General features: G+C 35.2%; 21 protein-coding genes and 1 pseudogene. 16 read left to right on the top strand and 6 right to left on the bottom strand.

From position 1 onward, the window contains the following. Window positions 1-15 precede the first annotated feature (15 nt). A complete protein-coding gene (locus A3I1_RS0107525; RefSeq protein WP_018370672.1) occupies window positions 16-765 on the bottom strand; it encodes a peptidylprolyl isomerase in 750 nt (249 codons plus the stop codon). 494 nt (window positions 766-1259) lie between these two features. Here A3I1_RS0107525 and A3I1_RS0107520 point away from each other — a divergent pair. The 4 genes and pseudogenes from A3I1_RS0107520 to ahpF all read left to right on the top strand — a co-directional run. After that, window positions 1260-3185: pseudogene (locus A3I1_RS0107520) on the top strand (DNA translocase FtsK); the annotation flags it as partial. A 63-nt stretch (window positions 3186-3248) separates the two neighbouring features. Then, window positions 3249-4007, top strand: coding sequence for a protein NO VEIN domain-containing protein (locus A3I1_RS0107515; RefSeq protein ID WP_018370670.1), 759 nt, complete (start codon window positions 3249-3251; stop codon window positions 4005-4007). Window positions 4008-4273: 266 nt separating this feature from the next. Then, window positions 4274-4834 (top strand): alkyl hydroperoxide reductase subunit C, encoded by a 561-nt coding sequence (ahpC, locus tag A3I1_RS0107510; RefSeq protein WP_018370669.1) that lies wholly within the window; start codon window positions 4274-4276, stop codon window positions 4832-4834. Window positions 4835-4845: 11 nt separating this feature from the next. Then, on the top strand, window positions 4846-6378 hold the full coding sequence (ahpF, locus tag A3I1_RS0107505) for an alkyl hydroperoxide reductase subunit F (RefSeq protein ID WP_018370668.1): 1533 nt from the start codon (window positions 4846-4848) through the stop codon (window positions 6376-6378). Between the two features lie 222 nt (window positions 6379-6600). Here the strand turns inward: ahpF and A3I1_RS0107500 are convergent, their stop codons facing one another. Continuing rightward, entirely contained in the window at window positions 6601-6948 is a 348-nt protein-coding gene (locus A3I1_RS0107500) for a DUF3397 domain-containing protein (protein WP_026216821.1), read from the bottom strand. A gap of 238 nt (window positions 6949-7186) precedes the next feature. Between A3I1_RS0107500 and rplK the strand changes: the two genes are divergently transcribed. The 12 genes from rplK to coaE all read left to right on the top strand — a co-directional run bounded on the left by rplK (window position 7187) and on the right by coaE (window position 15739). Next, window positions 7187-7612 carry a 50S ribosomal protein L11 gene (gene rplK, locus A3I1_RS0107495; protein WP_018370666.1) on the top strand — a complete coding sequence of 142 codons (426 nt, stop codon included), beginning with the start codon at window positions 7187-7189 and terminating at the stop codon, window positions 7610-7612. A 95-nt stretch (window positions 7613-7707) separates the two neighbouring features. Further along, window positions 7708-8397 carry a 50S ribosomal protein L1 gene (gene rplA / locus A3I1_RS0107490; RefSeq protein ID WP_018370665.1) on the top strand — a complete coding sequence of 230 codons (690 nt, stop codon included), beginning with the start codon at window positions 7708-7710 and terminating at the stop codon, window positions 8395-8397. 362 nt (window positions 8398-8759) lie between these two features. Further along, entirely contained in the window at window positions 8760-9491 is a 732-nt protein-coding gene (gene pyrH, locus A3I1_RS0107485) for a UMP kinase (RefSeq protein ID WP_018370664.1), read from the top strand. A 35-nt stretch (window positions 9492-9526) separates the two neighbouring features. Next, on the top strand, window positions 9527-10084 hold the full coding sequence (frr, locus tag A3I1_RS0107480; RefSeq protein WP_018370663.1) for a ribosome recycling factor: 558 nt from the start codon (window positions 9527-9529) through the stop codon (window positions 10082-10084). 93 nt (window positions 10085-10177) lie between these two features. Next, entirely contained in the window at window positions 10178-11038 is an 861-nt protein-coding gene (locus A3I1_RS0107475) for a CvfB family protein (RefSeq protein WP_018370662.1), read from the top strand. Between the two features lie 82 nt (window positions 11039-11120). Next, window positions 11121-11336 (top strand): YozE family protein, encoded by a 216-nt coding sequence (locus A3I1_RS0107470; RefSeq protein ID WP_018370661.1) that lies wholly within the window; start codon window positions 11121-11123, stop codon window positions 11334-11336. 114 nt (window positions 11337-11450) lie between these two features. Then, on the top strand, window positions 11451-12410 hold the full coding sequence (locus A3I1_RS0107465; protein WP_018370660.1) for a PhoH family protein: 960 nt from the start codon (window positions 11451-11453) through the stop codon (window positions 12408-12410). Window positions 12411-12517: 107 nt separating this feature from the next. Next, window positions 12518-13012 (top strand): rRNA maturation RNase YbeY, encoded by a 495-nt coding sequence (gene ybeY / locus A3I1_RS0107460; protein ID WP_018370659.1) that lies wholly within the window; start codon window positions 12518-12520, stop codon window positions 13010-13012. After that, on the top strand, window positions 12996-13400 hold the full coding sequence (locus A3I1_RS08460) for a diacylglycerol kinase family protein (RefSeq protein WP_018370658.1): 405 nt from the start codon (window positions 12996-12998) through the stop codon (window positions 13398-13400). Before ybeY ends, A3I1_RS08460 begins: the two co-directional genes overlap by 17 nt. Before the next feature lie 15 nt (window positions 13401-13415). Continuing rightward, window positions 13416-14315, top strand: coding sequence for a GTPase Era (era, locus tag A3I1_RS0107450; protein WP_018370657.1), 900 nt, complete (start codon window positions 13416-13418; stop codon window positions 14313-14315). A gap of 9 nt (window positions 14316-14324) precedes the next feature. Next, the gene (gene mutM, locus A3I1_RS0107445) at window positions 14325-15146 is read left to right on the top strand and encodes a DNA-formamidopyrimidine glycosylase (RefSeq protein WP_018370656.1); all 822 of its coding nucleotides are present in this window, start codon (window positions 14325-14327) and stop codon (window positions 15144-15146) included. Beyond that, complete coding sequence (gene coaE / locus A3I1_RS0107440; RefSeq protein ID WP_018370655.1) at window positions 15143-15739, top strand: dephospho-CoA kinase; 597 nt, start codon at window positions 15143-15145, stop codon at window positions 15737-15739. Before mutM ends, coaE begins: the two co-directional genes overlap by 4 nt. Window positions 15740-15999: 260 nt before the next feature. Here the strand turns inward: coaE and A3I1_RS0107435 are convergent, their stop codons facing one another. The 4 genes from A3I1_RS0107435 to A3I1_RS0107420 all read right to left on the bottom strand — a co-directional run. Next, window positions 16000-16338, bottom strand: a complete 339-nt coding sequence (locus A3I1_RS0107435) for a hypothetical protein (RefSeq protein WP_018370654.1) — start codon at window positions 16336-16338, stop codon at window positions 16000-16002. A gap of 13 nt (window positions 16339-16351) precedes the next feature. Then, a complete protein-coding gene (locus A3I1_RS0107430) occupies window positions 16352-16642 on the bottom strand; it encodes a hypothetical protein (protein WP_018370653.1) in 291 nt (96 codons plus the stop codon). 31 nt (window positions 16643-16673) lie between these two features. Next, complete coding sequence (locus A3I1_RS08065; protein ID WP_473965401.1) at window positions 16674-17759, bottom strand: hypothetical protein; 1086 nt, start codon at window positions 17757-17759, stop codon at window positions 16674-16676. A 551-nt stretch (window positions 17760-18310) separates the two neighbouring features. Further along, on the bottom strand, window positions 18311-18621 hold a 311-nt coding region (locus A3I1_RS0107420; protein WP_018370651.1), incomplete at its 5' end, for a hypothetical protein.

Raw genomic sequence — 18621 nt, 5'->3', positions numbered from 1 at the left:
TTTAGTATCTTCAATTTACTTAAAAGTATAGTCTTTTGTGATTTCAATGGTTTTAATCATGATGTCTTCTTGAGGCTTATCCTTATCATCAGTTGAGATAGAAGCGATGTTATCTACCACATCCATTCCTTCAATCACTTGACCAAAAACAGTATATTGAAAATCTAGACTTGGATTACCACCATTTGAGTAGGCTTGAATAATTTTTTTGGGGTAATATCTTGGGTCCAGTTTTGACGTTTGGTCAAAGGTGTTTTGGTTGATAAAAAATTGACTGCCATTAGTATCTGGACCGGCATTAGCCATAGCAAGAGCACCACGAATGTTATAAAGATAATCAGATGGTTCATTAACAAAGCCATGGCCAGCATCGATACTGTCATCCTTACCTTGCCATATGGACTCACCACCAGTCCCATCTCCTTTAGGGTCACCTGTTTGAATCATGAAATTATCAATCACACGGTGGAAGATGACGTTATCATAGTAACCTTCTTTAGCGTGTGTTAAAAAGTTTTCAACGGCTAAAGGTGAAAGTTCTGGAAAGAGTTTAATTGAGATGTCACCCTTAGAAGTGACAATCTTGACAGCTGCTTCATTGTCTGCAATAGTTGTTGATAGCTGAGGAAAGTCAGCTTTGTTGAGTTTTTCAAGTCTCTTTGCAATTGCATCTTCTTGCGTTGTTTCTTGGGTGTCTTTAGCTTCATTACTGCAGCCTACTAAAAAAAGTAGCAAACTAAAGGTTAAAAGAATAATTTTTTTCATAGGAACTCCTTCAAATGATATCTTTTTTTATTTTACCATATTTCTCTGATATTACCTAAAACTTAAAAACATGTTATAATAAAAGCATGACTAAATCGAAAAATTCAGTAAAAACAAGAGCAAAAAAACGTTATGTGACAAAAGCAGAAAAAGAAAAACAAGCAGCCACCAAACGCTTACTATTAGCGCTTGGGATGACGATTGTTCTCTTTTTTGCGATTTTTAAATTAGGACCGTTTGGGACGACGATTTACAATGTCATCCGTTTTTTATTTGGTAGCCTAGCCTACCTTGTTATTTTTTCATATCTTATTTATTTGTATGCCTTCAAATGGATTCGTCAAAAAGACGGCCTTTTAGGAGGCTTTATCATGCTACTCATGGGGCTTCTTTTAGAATGGCATGCTTATTTCTTTTCACTGCCAATTATGAGGGGCAAGGAGATTTTTGCTGGAACAATGAAAGTCATCGTTGAGGATTTAATGGCTTTTCAGGTCAAAGCCTTCACTGGTGGAGGCATGATTGGTGCTCTTTTATACAAACCTATTTCTTTTTTATTCTCAAACATTGGTAGTTTCTTTATCGGTGGGCTCTTTATCTTATTAGGATTGTTCTTGATGACACCATGGAATATTAGAGATATCACTGAATTTGTGAAAGACATCATTCAAAAAATAAGAGTCAGAAATGAACGAAAAAGACAGGAACGTTTTCTCAAACAAGAAGAAAAGAAACGCATAGAAGAAGAAAAAGCTCTTGCAGCTATTGAAGTGGCTGATGAAGAGTTAGATGACGTAACATTTTCTAGTGAGGATGCAGTTTTAGGAGCTCAAGATAAGTTTTTTGAGTCAAAAAGCTATCGAGAGCCTGAAATAGTAGGCTATGTCGCAGACGAGGAAGAAGAAATCATCTACGACCTAGATGATGATTTTAAAGAAGAAACTCCTCTAAATGATGATGAGAAGCCACTAGATGTTGATTTCACTCCTAAAAAAACGTTTCACTATCAGTTGCCAACTATCGATTTATTTGATGTTGACAAGCCGAAAAACCAAACTCGTGAGAAAAAACTAGTTCGTGACAATATCAAAGTCTTAGAAGCAACATTTGCTAGCTTTGGCATTAAAGTGGTTGTTGAAAGAGCAGAGATAGGCCCTTCTGTGACAAAATATGAGGTCAAACCGGCCATTGGTGTTCGTGTCAATCGCATTTCTAACTTGGCTGATGACTTAGCCCTTGCCCTAGCAGCAAAAGACGTTCGTATTGAGGCACCAATTCCAGGGAAGTCCTTGGTCGGCATTGAGGTGCCAAACTCAGAAGTGGCAACAGTTTCTTTTAGAGAATTATGGGAACAGTCAAAAACAGACCCAGAAAAACTGCTTGAAGTACCGCTTGGAAAAGCTGTTAATGGCACTAGTCGTTCCTTTAATCTGGCAAGAATGCCTCATTTGCTTGTTGCCGGCTCCACCGGTTCTGGGAAGTCAGTTGCGATAAATGGTATTATCGCAAGTATTTTAATGAAAGCTAGACCAGATCAGGTTAAAATGATGATGATTGATCCGAAAATGGTCGAACTATCCGTTTACAATGATATTCCTCATCTCTTGATTCCTGTGGTGACCAATCCTCGAAAAGCTAGTAAGGCACTTCAAAAAGTGGTGGATGAGATGGAAAATCGATATGAGCTCTTTAGCCGAATCGGTGTTAGAAACATTGCCGGTTATAATGCCAAAGTAGCAGAATATAACCTCACATCAGATGTCAAACAGATTCCACTACCACTTCTTGTTGTCATCGTTGACGAATTGGCTGACCTAATGATGGTGGCTAGTAAGGAAGTTGAAGATGCCATTATTCGCTTGGGGCAAAAAGCTAGAGCAGCCGGTATCCACATGATTCTTGCAACGCAACGCCCTAGTGTTGATGTTATTAGTGGTTTGATTAAAGCCAATGTGCCAAGTCGAATTGCCTTTGCGGTATCAAGTGGGACAGATAGTCGAACCATTCTCGATGAAAATGGCGCAGAAAAACTCCTTGGAAGGGGCGATATGCTCTTTAAACCAATTGATGAAAATCACCCAGTTCGTTTGCAAGGGTCATTCATCTCAGATGACGATGTTGAACGAATTGTTGACTTTATCAAAAAACAAGCTGACGCAGACTATGATGAGAACTTTGATCCAGGCGAAGTATCAGAAAATGATACCTCAAGTGATGGTTCATCTGGTGAGGGGGATCCTTTATTTGAAGAAGCTAAGACATTGATTATTGAGTCCCAAAAAGCTAGTGCTTCAATGTTACAAAGACGCTTATCTGTAGGTTTTAACCGAGCAACACGCTTGATGGAAGAACTAGAAGAAGCAGGCGTCATCGGCCCAGCCGAAGGCACCAAACCACGAAAAGTTTTACAAGGGAAATAAAAGAGTGGGATGAAAATTTGTCCCTCTCTTTTAAAAAAGTTTGGTGAAAGAAGAGAGAAAATAATGGCAAGCAAACATAAAAATTATGAAGTATTGAACCTAATTGGTTATGGTTTAGCTAAGTTTAATATGGCATTTGTTCAAGAGTTTGGTTTTAACACAAAGATTGCTTTTTATCGCTATTTTGTTGATTTAAAATTAGTAGCTACAAGTGGTGTTCTCAAGAATCGTATGGATTTATTTGACCCATATTTTGATAATGGTAGACGTGGTTGGTGGCAAAAAGCGGATGTTTATCGTCACCGAAAAGATTTGATCGATACATTATTTGGTCAAGCAAATGCTAAAGAGTTTGCTGATATTGTTAAATTATATCTTAAGGAGAATTATCACCTCTCTAATATAACTGTCATTGACAAACCTATCATTTCATCACGCTTTAAGAGATTACAAGAAACAGGCCTTGAAGCAGAACTTTATTTCATGAGTCATTATAAAGAGCAAGATCTTTTCAGAAAAGGGATATTAGAAGATGCTAGATTATATGGTGATGGTTATGACTTTCAAATCAGTGTTGGTAATAACCATTATTTGTCAGAAGTGAAAGGCATTAGAGCAAAACATGGTACTTTTAGAATGACAGAAAAAGAATATGAAAAAGCAAAACAATATAGAAAAAATTATGTTATTTCCTTAGTAACCAATCTAGATGAATCACCCAAAATACTCTTAATTGATGATCCTACACATCATTTGGAATTCAAAAAACTAACAAAAGAACCTAAACCAATAGTAGAATACCATCTCGTTGATAACATTTAATCCCAAATCACAATCCCATCATTTTTAAATGATGGGGCTTTTTTATACCTGATTTCTAAACTCACTTCAAAACTGATAAGTATTTAAAAATTTGATTCTTACATATTTTTCAGCCCGCTGTTTAACAATTGTCATCATTACTATTTTCATTGAAAAGATAAGGCTAAATTAAATCATGAAAATCCAAGTGTTTGTTGGACTTTAAACGTTTTTTTTCCTATAATAATCTTATAGAAAAATTTATAAATTAAAAGGGGGACTAATCTATGTCATTAGTTGGAAAACAAATGGTTGAATTTACTTCAACAGCTTATAAAAACGGAAAATTTATTACTATAACTGATAAAGATGTGAAAGGGAAATGGGCTGTTTTTTGTTTTTATCCTGCGGATTTCTCCTTTGTTTGCCCTACAGAATTAGGTGATTTACAAGAACAATATGCAGCGCTACAATCATTGGGAGTTGAGGTTTATTCTGTGTCAACAGATACTCATTTTGTACATAAAGCTTGGCATGATGACTCAGACGTTGTTGGAACAATTACCTATGCCATGATTGGTGATCCATCACACGAATTATCAATTGGGTTTGATGTTTTAGGTGAGGATGGGCTAGCTCAACGTGGAACATTTATTATCGATCCAGATGGTGTCATTCAAATGATGGAGATTAATGCCGATGGTATTGGTCGAGACGCAAGTTCATTAATTGATAAAATTCGTGCAGCACAATATGTTAGACAACATCCAAATGAAGTTTGCCCTGCTAAATGGAAAGAAGGAGATGAAACGTTAGCACCTAATATTGACTTAGTTGGTAAAATTTAAGGAGATGGCTTATGGCTTTAGATGCTGGTATTAAAGATCAATTAGCACAATATCTTGCTTTACTTGAGTCAGATATTGTTTTCCAAGCACATTTATCAGATGATGACAATTCTTTAAAAATCAAAGATTTTCTTAATGAAATTATTGAAATGTCAGATCGTATTAGTTTTGAAGAAAAAAAACTAAGTCGTTTACCGAGTTTTCGTATAGCTAAAAAAGGAGAAGAAAGTGGCGTTGAATTTGCTGGACTTCCTTTAGGACATGAATTCACTTCGTTTATATTAGCTTTACTACAAGTTTCTGGTCGCGCACCAAAAATTGATCAAGAAGTGATTGATAGAATTAAACGAATCGATAAAAACCTCCATTTTGAAACTTATGTTAGTTTATCCTGTCACAATTGCCCAGATGTTGTGCAAGCACTAAATATTATGTCGGTTCTCAACCCAAACATTTCTCATGTTATGATTGAAGGTGGAATGTTTAAAGACGAAATTGAGGCAAAGGGGCTTATGGCTGTCCCAACGGTTTATTTAAACGGTGAGGAACTAACTTCTGGTCGTAACACAATTGAGCAACTGTTAGACTTAGTGACAGCACCTTTATCAAAGGAAAATTTTTCTGACAAAGGTCTTTATGATGTTTTGGTTGTTGGTGGTGGCCCAGCTGGTAATAGTGCAGCAATCTATGCTGCAAGAAAAGGGATTAAAACTGGTCTTTTAGCGGAAACTTTTGGTGGTCAAGTATTAGAGACTGTCGGCATTGAAAATATGATTGGGACAACGTATACGGAAGGGTCTCAATTGATGGCTCAAATAGAAGCACATACCAAATCCTACGATGTTGATATTATGAAGTCTCAGCGAGCAGTTTCTTTGAAACAATCAAATGTTATCGAAATAGAATTGGCAAATGGTGCTATTCTAAAATCAAAAACGGTTATTTTATCACTTGGTGCAAAATGGCGAAACATTAATGTTCCTGGTGAAGAAAAATTCCGCAATAAAGGTGTGACTTACTGTCCGCACTGTGATGGCCCTTTATTTACAGATAAAAAAGTGGCAGTAATTGGTGGTGGAAATTCTGGATTGGAAGCTGCTATTGATTTAGCTGGACTTGCTAGTCATGTTTATGTTTTAGAATTTTTACCAGAGCTAAAAGCTGATAAGATATTACAAGAACGTATAGCAAAACTAGATAATGTGACTGTTATAAAAAATGCATCAACAAAAGAAATTGTTGGTGACAGTCATGTTAATGGCCTTGTTTATATTGACAGAGAAACCAGCCAAGAAACAAGATTAGATTTGGAAGGGGTTTTTGTCCAAATTGGGCTAGTCCCAAATACAGAATGGCTAAAAGATAGTGGTATTATTTTAAATAATAGAGGTGAAATAGAAGTTGATAATCATGGCTCAACGAATCTAGCTGGAGTATTTGCTGCTGGTGATTGTACTAATTCTGCCTATAAACAAATCATTATCTCAATGGGTTCTGGTGCTACAGCAGCTCTTGGCGCTTTTGATTATCTAATCAGACAATAAAAATAATAAAAAACATGTTCAATTGAACATGTTTTTTTTAATTTTTATTTTGTAAAACTAATGTTTTTGAAAAGGAAGTTAAATGTAGCTCATAACAATTTCTGTAATTAGCTAGAAGAGAAATCTCTCGGAAGCTTATATTTATTTTCATAAATCAGTTTGTCGGGTTAGAAATTAAATATTTTTTCTTACTTCATAACATTAGAATGTTTTAATGACTGGTTAAAAAAAGATGGCTATTACTGTTGTTAAGTAAAATAAAAAAGTTAAAATAAACCCAGTTCGCCAAAAGAATTTAAAGAAGCGACGATAGTGGAATTCTTTTTTAGAACGTAGTAACCAAATTGTTAGTCCGATAGCAAGGAGTGACATTACAATCAGATAATAAAAAATAAAACTATGTGTAAAAAAATTCTTAGATACCAGATAAATTTCTCCAACAAAAAGAGGGAGAGAAAGGTCTGCTAAGTTAATCTTATATTTGCTAAGTCCTAATAATCTCACAAGAATAAATGAGAAAACAGGTGTTACTATAATAAAAAGCACGGCCATTAATTTATATATCATCATGATTCTATTTTAACGTTAATCGCTTTAATTGTAAATGCAAAACTAAAATATTCATATGAAAAAAACAGAAAAAATCTATCGATCTTTGTCAATGCTTCTGCTTTTTACGAAAAAAAATAAAGAAACTTTCTTGCAATTTTCAGATTTTGAGTTATAATAGTAAGGTATGCTATATTAGCATAACTGTGGGAGGTAAAAATCTTAATTACCGAAAGAACCACAACAGGAGGATTTTAAAATGGCGAAAAAAGTCGAAAAAATTGTCAAACTACAAATTCCTGCTGGTAAAGCTACACCAGCGCCACCAGTTGGACCAGCACTTGGTCAAGCAGGAATTAACATTATGGGATTCACAAAAGAGTTTAACGCTCGTACAGCTGACCAAGCTGGCATGATTATCCCTGTTGTTATCTCAGTATATGAGGATAAATCATTTGATTTCGTTACCAAAACACCACCAGCTGCTGTTCTTTTGAAAAAAGCTGCAGGTGTTGAAAAAGGTTCTGGAACACCTAACAAAACAAAAGTGGCAACAGTTACTCGTGCACAAGTACAAGAAATTGCTGAAACTAAAATGCCAGATTTGAACGCTGCAAACATTGAGTCTGCAATGCGTATGATTGAAGGTACTGCTCGTTCTATGGGATTCAACGTTACTGATTAATCGTAACCCCATTACCCGCAAGACTTCATCATAATTGGATGAGTGACGTGGGAGATTTTAAATCGATAATACCACATTACAAGGAGAATTTTAAAATGGCTAAAAAAAGCAAACAATTACGTGCTGCTCTTGAAAAAATTGACAGCACAAAAGCCTACAGCGTTGAAGAAGCTGTAGCACTTGCAAAAGAAACTAACTTCGCAAAATTTGACGCTTCAGTTGAAGTGGCTTATAACCTTAATATTGATGTTAAAAAAGCTGACCAACAAATCCGTGGCGCTATGGTTTTACCTAACGGAACTGGAAAAACCTCTCGCGTACTTGTTTTTGCGCGTGGGCCAAAAGCTGAAGAGGCAAAAGCTGCTGGTGCAGATTTTGTCGGTGAAGACGACCTTGTGGAAAAAATTCAAGGTGGTTGGTTAGAGTTTGATGTTGTTATTGCAACACCAGACATGATGGCAGTTGTAGGACGTCTAGGACGTGTTCTTGGACCTCGTAACCTTATGCCAAACCCTAAAACAGGCACTGTAACAATGGATGTTACAAAAGCTGTTGAAGAGTCTAAAGGTGGAAAAATCACTTACCGTGCTGATAAAGCAGGTAACGTTCAAGCACTTATCGGTAAAGTATCATTTGATTCGGAAAAATTAGTGGAAAACTTCAAAGCATTCCACGATACTATTCTTAAAGCAAAACCAGCAACTTCTAAAGGAACTTATATTGCAAACCTTTCAATCACAACTACACAAGGTGTTGGTATCAAAGTTGATACAAATTCACTTTAATCTTAAAAACACTTGCTAAAAGCAAGTGTTTTTTCTTATTTGACAACTTTTCTAATTTTACCTGAAAACACATCATGGATTAAGTTATCAATGATAAATTCTAAAGCAGTAAAAGCTAGATCACCTATACCAAAAATGACTAGTAGAAAAATTTTGATATTTCAATAACAACGATAGTTAAAAAAATAATGAAAGTTTGATTTATTGAGAATAAAGCACCTAGTGGAATAAATATAACAACTTCTTATTTATACTTTAAAAAGTGATCTTTGGACATTAATTTTGAGTTTTCTCTATAAATTTAACTATCTAAAAAAAATAAAATATGATAAAATAGTACAGATAAAGTAAGGAGTAGTGATATGGTAAAACCTAAATATAAACGTGTGTTGATAAAACTATCTGGTGAAGCTTTAGCTGGTGAGAGGGGTGTTGGTATTGATTTGCCTACTGTTCAAAAAATGGCTAAAGAAATTCAAGAAGTCCACGAAGAAGGTATTGATATTGCTCTTGTCATCGGTGGAGGTAATTTGTGGCGAGGTGAACCTGCTGCAAGAGCAGGTATGGACCGAGTTTCTGCCGACTATACTGGTATGCTTGGAACAGTCATGAATGCTTTAGTGATGGCAGATAGCTTGAAGCAATATGGTGTTGATACTCGTGTACAGACTGCTATCAACATGCAACAACTTGCTGAACCTTACATTAGAGGGCGTGCCCTTAGACATTTGGAAAAAAATCGTATTGTTATTTTTGCAGCAGGAACAGGTTCACCCTATTTCTCAACAGATACAACAGCAGCTCTAAGAGCAGTAGAAATTGAGGCAGATGCAATTTTAATGGCAAAAAATGGCGTTGATGGCGTCTATAATGATGATCCTAGGAAAAATGCCGATGCCATCAAATTTGATGAATTAACCCACATTGAAGTCTTAAAACAAGGGCTCAAGATCATGGATTCAACGGCAAGTTCACTATCCATGGATAATGATATCGACTTGGTTGTCTTTAATCTTAACCAATTGGGCAACATCAAACGAGTTGTTTATGGTGAGCCGATTGGTACAACTGTGTCTAATAAACATCAACAATAATCATTAATAATCATTTTATTTTAAGGAGAAAAATAATGACAAACGCTATTATTACAAAAGCTAACGAAAGATTTGAACAATCATTTCAAGCACTTGGCCGTGAGTATGCAACAATTCGTGCAGGACGTGCTAATGCTAGCCTTCTAGATCGTATCCAAGTAGAATATTACGGAGCAATGACTCCCCTAAATCAAATGGCTTCTATCACAGTTCCAGAAGCACGTGTTTTACTTATCACACCTTTTGACAAATCTATTTTAAAAGAAATTGAACGTAGTATTAATGCCAGTGATATCGGGATTACCCCTCAATCAGATGGTAATGTTGTTCGTCTTGTTATTCCTGCGTTAACAGAAGATAAACGTAAAGAATTAGCCAAAGAAGTGAAAAAAGTTGGAGAAAATGCCAAAATAGCCATTAGAAATATTCGACGTGATGCTATGGATGACGCTAAAAAACAAGAAAAAAATAAAGAAATCACTGAAGATGAGTTAAAAACGTTAGAAAAAGATATACAAAAAGCAACGGATGATGCCATTAAACATATCGATCAGATGACAGCAGAAAAAGAAAAAGAGTTGCTTGAAGTCTAAATCAAAGGGATTTGCAAGCAGATCCCTTTTTCCTATCCTTTAGCTAGTCCATTATTAAAAAGAAATGTGTTTTGATAAACACGAGGTAAAAAAATGAATGAATTACTTGCGACGAGATTGACAGGTCTTGTGATAGATGAAAATGATAGCTTTTATTTTATCCAAAAAGAAGGTCTTACTTTTGCACTTGATAAAACAGAAGGTGAACACCATTTGGGTGAAATGGTGTCAGGTTTTACTTATACTGACAAACATCAAAAAAATCGCCTAACAACAAAATCCATTGAAGCAACTCGAAATCATTATGGCTGGGGAATAGTAACAGCTGTTAGAAAAGATTTAGGTGTTTTTGTTGATACTGGGCTTCCAGATAAAGAAGTTGTTGTGTCGCTTGATATTTTACCTGAGATAAAACAATTGTGGCCACAAAAGGGTGATCAGTTACTAATTTCTTTAGATGTTGATAATAAGGGACGTATTTGGGGGCAACTAGCTCTACCTGAGATTTTTCAAAAAATAGCAGGACGTGCTTATGATAACATGCATAATCAAGAACTAAGAGCCATTGTTTATCGTTTGAAGTTGTCAGGGACTTTTGTTTATTTGCCCGATAATAATATGCTTGGTTTTATTCATCCTAGTGAAAGATACAATGAACCAAGACTTGGTCAAGAATTAAATGTGCGTGTCATTGGTTATCGTGAGATTGATCAAACGTTGAATCTCTCTTTAAAACCACGTTCTTTTGAAATGCTTGAAAATGATGCCCAAATGATTCTAACCTATCTGGAAAGTAATGGTGGCTTTATGACTTTAAATGATAAATCATCCCCAGAAGAGATCAAAACAACCTTTGGTATTTCAAAAGGTCAATTTAAAAAAGCACTAGGTGGATTGATGAAAACAAAAAAGATTAAACAAGATACAACAGGTGTCACTTTAATTACTCATTAATCCCAACAGCTTAAATGATGAAAAAAAGTTAAGAGATATTATGAGTGAAACGCTCAGTATATTTTCCAGAAAGAGATAACAAATGAGAAAAAGTTTTTATACTTGGCTAATGTCACAAAGAAATTCTAAAAGTGATGCCCCTCTGGCTATTTTAGCTGATTTTATTTTTGAAGAATCTGATTTCCCCAAGCAAACCAGTGATTTTGACTGCATTAGTCGATTTTTGGAAGAAGAAGCTAGCTTTAGCTTTCCTTTAAATGAATTCGATTTGATCTGGGAAGAATACCTCAATCATTAAAAATGAAAATACTTTTTTATTGAGATGAAATAAACTCAGTTGTGGCATTTATTAGGGATTTTACTGTATTTATTATATAATGAAATAAAGAGTTTAAACTAAAGGAGACACTTTTTGCAAGATTATTCTATTGATATTATTTTAAACCATCCAGATGATTTATTTAGCCTGTTTGGGAGTAATGAACGTCATTTGAAACTCATCGAAAAAGAATTAGATGTGACTATTCATGCTCGTGTTGAAAATATTCAAGTGATTGGTGGAAAAGAAGCGGTAGAACTAGCCCGTTTGACTATTGAAGCCCTTTTAATTCTAGTTGGTCGTGGCATGCTCATCAACACACCAGATGTTGTGACAGCTCTTTCTATGGCTAGAAATAATGAAATTGATAAATTTGTCGCTTTGTATGAAGAAGAGATTATAAAAGACAATTTCGGCAAACCCATTCGTGTTAAAACGTTGGGTCAAAAAGAATATGTTGACGCCATCAAGTCTCATGATGTTGTTTTTGGCATTGGTCCAGCAGGGACAGGAAAAACATTTCTAGCTGTTACTCTAGCAGTCACAGCATTAAAGCGAGGTCAAATCAAACGTATTATCCTGACACGTCCTGCTGTTGAAGCTGGGGAAAGCCTAGGGTTCTTACCTGGTGACCTAAAAGAGAAGGTTGATCCTTATCTTCGTCCTGTTTATGATGCACTTTACCAGATTTTAGGAAAAGAACATACTAATCGTTTGATGGAGCGTGAGATTATTGAAATTGCTCCTCTAGCTTATATGCGAGGTCGAACGTTAGATGATGCTTTTGTCATTCTTGATGAGGCGCAAAATACAACAATCATGCAAATGAAGATGTTTTTAACCCGTCTAGGTTTTAATTCCAAGATGATTGTTAATGGGGATATTAGTCAGATTGATTTGCCAAAAAATGTGACTTCGGGCTTGATTGATGCTAGAGAAAAATTGAGAACCATCAAAGCCATTGATTTTGTTCATTTATCTGCTAAGGATGTAGTCAGACACCCCGTTGTTGCTGAAATCATCAATGCTTATGAAGATAAGGATACCAAATGAACTATTTTAAAAAATAAGAGCAGCGGATGCTGCTTTTTTATTTGTTAGAAGCAATAATGCAAGGTCTATGGTATAATGAAATTATCATAAAGTGAAAGAAGAAGGTTATGTATGTAGAGATGGTTGATGAGACAAATACAGTCTCTGATGTGATTAAGAAGCAAACACTTGATTTGCTTAATTTGGCAGCCAAAAAAATCAGTAAAATAGACAAGGAAATGGCTGTTACTTTTGTGACTAATGAGCGTAGTCATGAGCTAAATCGTTATTATCGAGACACTGATAGACCGACCGATGTCATTAGTCTAGAGTATAAACCAGACAATGAGATTTTATTTTCTGAGGATGATTTGGCAGAAAATCCAGATTTGGCTGAAATGCTTATTGAAATGAATGCATACATTGGTGAATTATTTATCTCAGTAGACAAGGCTAAAGAACAAGCACATGACTATGGCCATAGTTTTGAGAGAGAAATGGGCTTTTTAGTCGTCCATGGTTTTTTACATATTAATGGATATGATCACTATACCCCTGAAGAAGAAAAGGAAATGTTCACGCTACAAGAGGAGATATTGACTGCTTATGGCCTCACGAGATAAGAAAACAAAGAAAAAATGGAAAAATCAAACCCTAATAGCAAGTCTTGAGTTTGCCTTGACTGGTATTTTTACGGCCTTAAAGGAAGAGCGAAACATGAAAAAGCACTTTTTATCTGCCCTTTTAGTTTTCCTTGCTGGTATTTTTTTCCAGTTATCAGCCATTGAATGGTTATTGCTACTATTGAGTATTTTTTTAGTGATTTCTTTTGAGGTATTAAATTCTGCTATTGAAAATGTAGTTGATTTAGCTAGTGATTATCATTTTTCAATGCTAGCTAAAAATGCTAAGGATATGGCAGCAGGAGCCGTTTTACTGGTTTCTTTTTATGCGGTGATTACCGGTCTCGTTATTTTTGTTCCAAAAATTTGGAACCTTATTTTTCATTAAGTATTGGAGGAATTAATGACTTTTAAATCAGGCTTTGTAGCCATTTTAGGACGTCCAAATGTTGGGAAGTCAACTTTTTTAAACTATGTGATGGGTCAAAAAATTGCCATCATGAGTGATAAAGCACAAACCACTCGTAATAAAATTATGGGAATTTACACCACTAAAACAGAGCAAATTGTTTTTATTGACACTCCAGGTATTCATAAACCTAAAACAGCTCTTGGCGATTTTATGGTAGAGTCAGCTTATAGCACCTTAAGAGAAGTGGAAACCGTTATTTTTATGGTGCCAGCAGATGAAAAGCGTGGTAAAGGTGATGACATGATTATTGAACGCTTAAAAGCTGCCAACATTCCCGTTATTTTAGTCATTAATAAAATTGATAAGGTACATCCTAATCAATTACTAGAACAGATTGATGATTTTAGAAGTCAGATGACTTTCAAAGAAATTGTCCCAATATCAGCCACTCAAGGAAACAATGTTGAGCGTTTGATGAGTATCTTAGTTGATAATCTTGAAGAGGGTTTTCAATATTTTCCAGAAGATATGATTACCGATCACCCTGAACGTTTCTTAGTGTCTGAGATGATTCGTGAAAAAGTCCTTCATTTAACCATGCAAGAAGTGCCTCATTCAGTTGCCGTAGTTGTTGAGTCAATGAAACGTGATGAAGAGACCGACAAAATCCATATTAGAGCGACTATCATGGTGGAAAGAGATAGTCAAAAAGGCATTATCATTGGTAAAAGTGGCAGTATGCTTAAAAAAATTGGTAGTCTTGCCCGTAGAGATATTGAAATCATGCTGGGTGATAAGGTCTTTTTAGAGACCTGGGTCAAGGTTAAGAAAAATTGGCGTGATAAAAAACTTGATTTAGCTGATTTTGGTTATAATAAAAAAGAATACTAAGGAGTTAACATGCCTGAATTACCAGAAGTTGAAACTGTTCGACGTGGTTTAGAAACATTACTTGTAGGAAAGAAGATCAAAAAGGTCTTCTTTTCCTATCCTCAAATGATTAAAACAGATAAAAAACAATTTATTCAAGAAATTACAGATAAGGTGATTACTGCTGTCAAAAGAAGAGGGAAATACCTCTTGATTGAGCTGGCCGACAATATCATTATTTCTCATCTCCGTATGGAAGGGAAATATTTTAGTTTTGCTAATGAAGTGCCTGAAAACAAGCATTTCCATGCCTTTTTTGAATTATCTGATGGCTCCACCTTGGTTTACCAGGATGTCCGAAAGTTTGGGACCATGGAACTTTTTTCTAAAGTAGAACTAGATGACTATTTTAAAATAAAAAAAATTGGCCCAGAACCAATAGAAAATGACTTTAAGCTAGCTCCTTTCAAAAAAGCTCTATCAAAATCTGGTCGTCCAATCAAGTCTCATCTTTTAGATCAAACCCTAGTTGCAGGATTAGGCAATATCTATGTTGATGAGGTTTTATTTACTTGTAAGATTCATCCAAAGACACTGAGTTCAAGCCTCTCACCAAAACAAGTGACGCACTTACGCCAAGCAATTATTGATTTACTGGCTTTTGCAGTATTAAAACGAGGGTCAACCATTAGAACCTATCAAAACACCTTAGGAGAGTCAGGGGAAATGCAAGATTTCTTAAAAGTATATGGTAGACAAGGTTTGCCTTGTTTTAATTGTCAAATTCCAATTGAAAAAATAAAGTTAGGAGGAAGAGGGACACACTTTTGTCCTTCTTGTCAAAAAGGATGAAATCAAGAATTATTGGTTTAACAGGTGGCATTGCCTCAGGGAAATCATTTGTTAGTCAGTTGATTAAAGAACAAGGGTTTCATGTGATTGACGCTGATGAAGTGGTTCATAAACTCCAAAAAAAAGGAGGAAAACTCTATCGTGTTTTAGTAGATTTTTTTGGTGAGACTATTCTCCAAAGTGATGGTGAGATTGACCGTCCTAAATTATCAAGTCTCTTTTTTTCCAACCAAGAAGTAAAACAAAAAGTTTCACAACTTCAAGATGATATTATCAGAGAAACTCTAGCTTTTGAAAGAGAATGTGCCAGTCAAAACCATGAAATATTTTTTATGGATATCCCTCTCTTGTTTGAACGACACTATGAATCTTCAGTTGATGAGGTTTGGCTTGTTTATGTAGATAAACAAACACAACTGAACCGCCTTATGGCACGAGACCATTATAGTGAAGAAGAGGCAATGAAAAGAATAACCTCTCAAGAAAGTCTCGAAGCCAAAAAGAAAAAAGCTGATGTAATTATTGATAATAGTGGGTCGAAAGAAGTCACTAAACAAAAAGTTCTAACACTTTTAAAACAAATATTTTCTTAAAATAAAACCCCAAAGAAAAAAGGAACTGCACCCCAAAAGTTAGACACAAAATCTAACGAATGGGGTGTTTTTTATACACAATATTATATTGATGAAATCAGATATTGTCACTTGAAACAATCTGTTTGATCTTGCTTTATCTCGCATAAAATAAACTCTGGTATGAAAAATAAATTGGAGTAATTTATCAATAGATAAAAAGAATTTAACTATAGTGGTAATCAAACCTTTATAAAGACAAGAAAAAAGCCTTTCGGCTTTTAATCGTTATCTCTCGTTTCTCTATAACGATTTTCTAAGTCTTCAACTTTCTTGTTAAACTCACGCTTCTCTTTTTGACGTACCTCTTCAATACGTGATCGATTATTATCATAGTCACGTTGATAGGCAGATAAGTTCTCCTCCAACTCAGCTAGAAATGGTCTCGCCTCTTGAATTGGAAAATGACGATAATCATAATAGATTTGTTCCATTAAATCTTTTGTCTGTGATTTAAATTGATAAAAATAATTTTCCAGTTCCTCTTCAGCTTTTTTGTGCTGTCTTAGGCGTTCATAATGTTCCTCTTCTAATCTTTGTAATGCTTTTTGATCGCTCATTACCTCACCTATCCTATCTAATTGGATTTTTCAAATCAGGAGTAGTAAGTGTTTGAGTCAAATAAGTATTAGCACTCTCAGCGGCTGAGCCTTGAAAACCCTCTTTGATATTATTAGCGTAGGTATGAGAAGCATAATTTTTCATAGCGGTGGCAGACTGTTTTAAATCGAGACTTAATGGTAGGTGTAATCTTAAAATCTCAAGCGTTTTACTGTGTAAATAAGCACGAATCATTATTCTTTCTTGTCTTTTCATCCATTCCCTATAAATCATTTCATAGGATGCACCATTAATATATTCCATTTTTCATCATCTCCTATTGTTTACATAACTGTTAAAGCTCATTAAAAAGTTCTGCTCCTAAAGCATCAGCCTCTTCTAACTGCATGGCTGCTGACATCAACGTTTGTGAAAATTGATCAATTTTTTTCTTAAAAGTTGAAGCAGCTGCTCTTGTTGAGTCTTCCACTGCGCTATCCCAATGGCGTGCCATCACAAAAGAACTAATCAAGGCCTCTCTTTCCCAAATACTAAGGTAGGAACCATAACTATAAGCTTGTCGTCTGCCTTGGTCAATTTTTTCTTTTACTAATTCTTTATTTTCTACTAATATATTGTCAACACGCTTATATAAATCTTCAAACTCAAAGGTAGCCAGTTGAGCTACTGAATGTAGAAGTTGAGCCCTAAGTACAATTTTATTAAAACCTGTTGCTGTTTTAATCTGTTCTTGATAAAGAGGAATGTGCTCTCTATCCCATTCCATAGAAGCTAAACGTGCTTCTTCAACGATTTGACGGTATTCCTTAAGAAGTTCTTGAATAGCTTCTTTCGTGTAGGAGGTTCTATATTCTTCCTCTAATATGCTTGTGATAACATCAGTTGCACCCATTTGGAGCAACATACCCAATATCACTGGTGTTCTATTGACAACATTATCAACTAATTTTGCCAATTTTTCATGAGCTCTTAATAATTCTGGATGAAAATCTTCTGAAGCCACCAAGAAATCGCCAGTACTACCTATTTGAAATTCACCAAAATCATGAGCACTTGGATGATCAAGTGTTGTGGTATAGTTTAAAGGGACGATAATCTTGACCGTTCCTAATTGTTCTGAGACAGGTTTACTACGATTGAGACTAGCGACAATATCAAAGGGATTAAGATAATAAGTGATTTTTTCGCCAATAAGCTTTTGTTGCTCCTTACTGATATTCATGTTATCTAAACTATCAGTAACGTCGGGGCCATTAAACAAAACGATTTTATCAACTTTTGCAAGTTCTTCCTTTGTCAAATTAGCTACAGATTGGGCGACAATCATTGTACCAAGGGAGTGTCCCGTTAAATCTAACAAGGCATTAGGGGCTTCTTTATCCATTTCCGCAAGTTTGGCTTTAATAGCTTCATTATTCATCTTGGCTTGAGGAATATAAGAATCAAAAAGAGTAAATATTCCATCATTGTACCAATCATTTGCTGAAGCCCAACTAAAACCATCGCTACCGCGAACCGCTAAAAAAGTTTTTTGGGTTTCTTGTGATAGTTTATCCGTATCTGTTAAAAAGTAGGCATTGTAGCCGGCAGCTTCATCTATTAATAGCCCTTTTTGAAAAGTTCCCTCTGTGCCTTTATATTTATCTGATACAACACTTGGATGACCATTAACTAAAGAATATGTTTTGACCGTTTTATCTGGTTGAAGGTAGANNANACCNTTGTTGGGNAGATTTTGNCNNCCTTTGGTGATGAGATTACTTTCTTCATCAATATGGTCAGAAGCATAATTGATTCTTCTAAAACTCTTTGAATTTTGATATTTAGAGAATGTGAGTGGTCTTTCGGTATATGAAGATTGTGCTAAATTAGCGTATAAGTTATCGAATGTTTGTAGATTAGTATTAGACAAAATAAAATTCCCTTCTTAAAAATTTTATCATTATTTAAATTTATAACTCAAATATATTTTTAATAATCATACCAACCACCATCACGGTATATATAGAGAGGTGTAATGAATCCCATTCTTTCAGTAGAGGGGAGACTTTCTTTTGTATCTAGCCCAAAAGCCATCGTAAATTCAGTATTTTCCCAATGGTTGAATTTTCCATCAATAGTTAAAACCCAACCGCCTCCTTGAGGTAGCCCATTACCTTTTTGACCAACATCCATACTATCCCAATCAAACTGAACGCTCTCAACAGTTGGGTATAAAGACTTGATAAATTCAGTCATTTCTTTTTCATGGTCTTTAAGATAATCAAGTTGCTTTTCTCTTA

The sequence above is a fragment of the Streptococcus marimammalium DSM 18627 genome (assembly GCF_000380045.1).
GTDB lineage: Bacteria > Bacillota > Bacilli > Lactobacillales > Streptococcaceae > Streptococcus > Streptococcus marimammalium.
The sequence above is the reverse complement of the archived record's forward strand: the minus strand, read 5'-3'. Positions and strand labels throughout refer to the sequence as shown.

What these genes read in the sequence shown, in the direction of transcription:
- A3I1_RS0107525 (WP_018370672.1), bottom strand. Translation starts at nt 765, where the DNA reads ATGAAAAAAATTATTCTTTTAACCTTTAGTTTGCTACTTTTTTTAGTA.
- A3I1_RS0107515 (WP_018370670.1), top strand. Translation starts at nt 3,249, where the DNA reads ATGGCAAGCAAACATAAAAATTATGAAGTATTGAACCTAATTGGTTAT.
- ahpC (WP_018370669.1), top strand. Translation starts at nt 4,274, where the DNA reads ATGTCATTAGTTGGAAAACAAATGGTTGAATTTACTTCAACAGCTTAT.
- ahpF (WP_018370668.1), top strand. Translation starts at nt 4,846, where the DNA reads ATGGCTTTAGATGCTGGTATTAAAGATCAATTAGCACAATATCTTGCT.
- A3I1_RS0107500 (WP_026216821.1), bottom strand. Translation starts at nt 6,948, where the DNA reads ATGATGATATATAAATTAATGGCCGTGCTTTTTATTATAGTAACACCT.
- rplK (WP_018370666.1), top strand. Translation starts at nt 7,187, where the DNA reads ATGGCGAAAAAAGTCGAAAAAATTGTCAAACTACAAATTCCTGCTGGT.
- rplA (WP_018370665.1), top strand. Translation starts at nt 7,708, where the DNA reads ATGGCTAAAAAAAGCAAACAATTACGTGCTGCTCTTGAAAAAATTGAC.
- pyrH (WP_018370664.1), top strand. Translation starts at nt 8,760, where the DNA reads ATGGTAAAACCTAAATATAAACGTGTGTTGATAAAACTATCTGGTGAA.
- frr (WP_018370663.1), top strand. Translation starts at nt 9,527, where the DNA reads ATGACAAACGCTATTATTACAAAAGCTAACGAAAGATTTGAACAATCA.
- A3I1_RS0107475 (WP_018370662.1), top strand. Translation starts at nt 10,178, where the DNA reads ATGAATGAATTACTTGCGACGAGATTGACAGGTCTTGTGATAGATGAA.
- A3I1_RS0107470 (WP_018370661.1), top strand. Translation starts at nt 11,121, where the DNA reads ATGAGAAAAAGTTTTTATACTTGGCTAATGTCACAAAGAAATTCTAAA.
- ybeY (WP_018370659.1), top strand. Translation starts at nt 12,518, where the DNA reads ATGTATGTAGAGATGGTTGATGAGACAAATACAGTCTCTGATGTGATT.
- A3I1_RS08460 (WP_018370658.1), top strand. Translation starts at nt 12,996, where the DNA reads ATGGCCTCACGAGATAAGAAAACAAAGAAAAAATGGAAAAATCAAACC.
- era (WP_018370657.1), top strand. Translation starts at nt 13,416, where the DNA reads ATGACTTTTAAATCAGGCTTTGTAGCCATTTTAGGACGTCCAAATGTT.
- mutM (WP_018370656.1), top strand. Translation starts at nt 14,325, where the DNA reads ATGCCTGAATTACCAGAAGTTGAAACTGTTCGACGTGGTTTAGAAACA.
- coaE (WP_018370655.1), top strand. Translation starts at nt 15,143, where the DNA reads ATGAAATCAAGAATTATTGGTTTAACAGGTGGCATTGCCTCAGGGAAA.
- A3I1_RS0107435 (WP_018370654.1), bottom strand. Translation starts at nt 16,338, where the DNA reads ATGAGCGATCAAAAAGCATTACAAAGATTAGAAGAGGAACATTATGAA.
- A3I1_RS0107430 (WP_018370653.1), bottom strand. Translation starts at nt 16,642, where the DNA reads ATGGAATATATTAATGGTGCATCCTATGAAATGATTTATAGGGAATGG.
- A3I1_RS08065 (WP_473965401.1), bottom strand. Translation starts at nt 17,759, where the DNA reads ATGAATAATGAAGCTATTAAAGCCAAACTTGCGGAAATGGATAAAGAA.